Here is a 3,373-nt window from a genome sequence, read left to right as displayed (position 1 = left end):
AATTAAATGTTCTATGGTTCCTGTAGCGTTAAATAGTTGTGATTCTGCGGCAGCTAATTTAGATAAATAAGGGTATTGTTCTGGTGTCTTTTCTAATTTATTTGTCCAAAATTGATGCTCTGCTTTTGCTTTTTCAAAATTACTTTTTTCTGCCGATAAAAATTCAGCATAATCTAATGTATTTGTTATTGTTTTAGTGTTTTCTGTTTTGCAACTAAAAAGTAATATAAGGGCTAAAAGTGAATATATGGTTTTCATGGTTTCTTGTTTGTTTGTTTTATTATTTACTTTTAATTAAAAAGCTAGAGTGTCTTTGGGTAAACACCCTAGCGTTTTTATCTTACCAAGGCGATGCTAGGTAAGGAAAGGTATTTAGAAATGGTTTATCATTTGCACTTACATTATCATCTGATAGTCCTGGGTTTTCGGACATTGTTAACCCTGTTTCTCCTCCAAAGATTAATATAAGCTCTACAGTAATAACATCGTCTGCCAATGCTCGTCCTGTTAATAGATTTGTTCCATCGTAAAAAGATGTTGTACCGTCTAATGATAGGTTTAAAACATCTGTTGCTAATAATCCTGTAAAGGTTGCTGCATCTTGTCCTAAGGCATTTTGATCTCCTGGATTAGCATAAGCTGGGCTTAAAGCTGTTAAGTTTGTTTGAAACATGCTTTGAAACGCTGCATTTTGTTCTGAAGGTATTGTTGTGTTAAATGTATTTTTAGAGCTTGCAGATACAAATACTGTATTTACTGCTGGTCTACCCATTTGGTCATTTTGTGTATAGGTTCCTGAAAAGTCTGGACCGCTTGGTGTTGGAGTGCTTCCATCATCATCGTTAGAGCAGTTAAAAGACAGGGCTGATGCTAAAATGGTTAGCATTACTATTTTTATAGTTTTCATAATTTTATGTTTAAATGTTGATTATTATTATTTAGACTTAGATTCTACCCAAGTATTTACAGTTCCGCTTCCTCCTACTAATGCTTTTGGTACTTCTATTACAATAGACATTACGTTAGTTCCTGCAAACGTATCTGTTCCTGGAGAGTTAAAACTTGTAGCGGTACCTCCAATAATTTCTCCATAACGTGCAAAATCCATAAAAAATGGGTCGTCTCTTGGTCCTGCAAAGGCTTTAATTTCTCCATTTGTTGTAATTTCTGGGCTCGCCCCATAAGCAGTAATGTCTACTACAGTTTGCGTTGCCGACGTTTGTATTGTACTATTTAATCCTGTTTGAGATGGTGCTACTGGACCAAAAAAGTACATTTTACCGTCTCTAGGTATAGCTTGTATTACTAAATCTTCTACATTATCGCCTGTGGTGTCTATATTAAACTCTACTAGTACGTTTTCATCAAACATAGCACTGCCTGTTGTTGTTGGGCTTAATAAGCCTTGAACGTTTGCTACAAAAACAACATTATCTGTGTCTTGTGCTTGAAATGCGTAGAAATCTGTAATATCGCTACTTCCTCCTGATACTGCTGGTGCATCAATGTGATCTGCTGCTACCATAAAGAAACCTGCGATACCTAGTACTGCTGTTCCTAATAAAATTTTAATTTTCTTCATAATGTTTTGAGATTTTGTTTATTAATTTTTGGTTCTCAGTTCTACCTACGCAATAAAACAGAAGTCGGTTTTGTTAAAATTATGTTAACACAAAAAAATCGCATATGTTATTGTAAAAAAGTTAACTTTGTTTTACTAAAAATAAAACCGTGAACGCATCTGCAAGTGGCTGGATAAAAAAGCTTCTTAAAACCCTGGACTCTCTTACACTTTCTACTACAGTATTAGAGCTGTATAGTGGGCTAAGGTATTCTGGTTATATTTATGGTAGTAACACTTGTATTGTAAATAACTATATAGAAAAATCTGACTTTACTCCTGAAGAGATTTGCAAAATAAATCATGTTATAGCGTTATACATTTGTTACAAAGAAAAAAATACTTCGGGGGATTTTGTGGAAGATGTTATTTCATTTTACACAAAAATAAATGCTTATAAATCTTCTTTTTTATCAGATATATTAGGGGCAAAACAAGACATTTCACTCTTAGAAAAGATAATACACAAACGCATACAAATAGATGATAATTTAATAGATAAGAGTTTTAACTACTTTATTACTAATGCGCTTTTATTTATAGATATTCTGGCCTTTAGAACTTATTTAAATACAGGAATTATTTCTGAAAAAGATATTCAACAAAAGGAATCTGTAATAGAAACTGTTGTATTAAACACTTTAAATGCTAAAGTTGAAAAAACAAAGTACGATACTAGTTTAATAAACTTTTTTGAACAATCGCTTAGATACCAAAAGCAAGATAAATTAAATTATACAGAGGCTATTTCTCTTTTAAAATCTAAACTGGACTCTTATTACATTATAGATCTAGCTTGCATGTCTACATGGAGTGATAAAACAATAGACGACAACGAACGTTATTTTTTATTACAGTTAGGTAATGATTTAAACTTGACCAAACACCACATAAATGATGCTATTGAAGCCATAAAAACTTTTTTTAAGGAACATGAAAAAGACATTGTTTTATTGGGCTCTAAAAATATTGTAAAAACTTTTTACGACAATTCTAGCAAAATGGTTAGCAAGCTTATTTCTAGAAATAGTAAACGTTTATTACGTGAGTTACAGCAAAGTAAAGAGTTAATGTTTTTAATTACACAGTCTACCATTAGAGATTTAACACCTGAAGAGCAAAAACAGGTACAAGAACAATTACTAGATATTTTTAAATCTATTCCTAGTTTGGCTATTTTTATATTACCAGGTGGTGCTTTGCTATTGCCATTAGTTATTAAATTTATTCCTAAACTATTACCCTCTGGTTTTGATGATAATAGAATTGAGGATTAGTTTTTTCTGTTTTATTACGAACTTACTTACAAAAAATAACCTAAATTATATTTTTTTAATTTACTGTAAACTATAGTAATAGCTCTTTCACTCAATAAAAACACCTTTTTACTCATTAAAAAGGCGAGTTTACTCAATATAGATTTTAAAATATATAGATAATAAATACTTTAACATAGCCATTACCCACTAAATATGTTGGCGTTCATTTAAAAAAATGAGGTTATTTGATTGTAGTTTTCATCATTTTCAAATTGTTCATCACAGTTTGAGTACATTTAAAAGTTACCCTTGATAACTTTTGATTTAAGTTTTAAGTCATTTCTGAAATATTGATCAGAAAGAAATCTATTATTCAGATAACCTCATCTTTTAACTTAGTAATAAAATTATAACTTAAATATTACTAGAAATTATCCATAAAATATATTACTAGTATTATAGACGCTTCTTATTTATAGATACAGAATATACC

At 30.6% G+C, this 3,373-nt stretch carries 3 protein-coding genes and 1 pseudogene; 1 reads left to right on the top strand and 3 read right to left on the bottom strand.

Annotation, left to right across the window (positions count from 1 at the left end; translation table 11 throughout):
• The 3 genes and pseudogenes from ACVC2P_RS00335 to ACVC2P_RS00325 form a co-directional block, all read right to left on the bottom strand.
• Positions 1-258: pseudogene (locus ACVC2P_RS00335) on the bottom strand (cell surface protein); the annotation flags it as partial.
• Between the two features lie 82 nt (positions 259-340).
• A complete protein-coding gene (locus tag ACVC2P_RS00330) occupies positions 341-907 on the bottom strand; it encodes a DUF4331 family protein (RefSeq protein ID WP_452596497.1) in 567 nt (188 codons plus the stop codon).
• A 27-nt stretch (positions 908-934) separates the two neighbouring features.
• Positions 935-1,582 (bottom strand): DUF4331 family protein, encoded by a 648-nt coding sequence (locus tag ACVC2P_RS00325; protein WP_452596496.1) that lies wholly within the window; start codon positions 1,580-1,582, stop codon positions 935-937.
• Between the two features lie 149 nt (positions 1,583-1,731).
• Here ACVC2P_RS00325 and ACVC2P_RS00320 point away from each other — a divergent pair, with 149 nt between their 5' ends.
• A complete protein-coding gene (locus tag ACVC2P_RS00320) occupies positions 1,732-2,898 on the top strand; it encodes an LETM1-related biofilm-associated protein (protein WP_452596495.1) in 1,167 nt (388 codons plus the stop codon).
• The last annotated feature ends 475 nt before the right edge of the window (positions 2,899-3,373 follow it).

It is taken from the genome of Pontimicrobium sp. MEBiC01747, from assembly GCF_053601635.1.
This window is presented reverse-complemented; position numbering and strand designations above follow the sequence as displayed.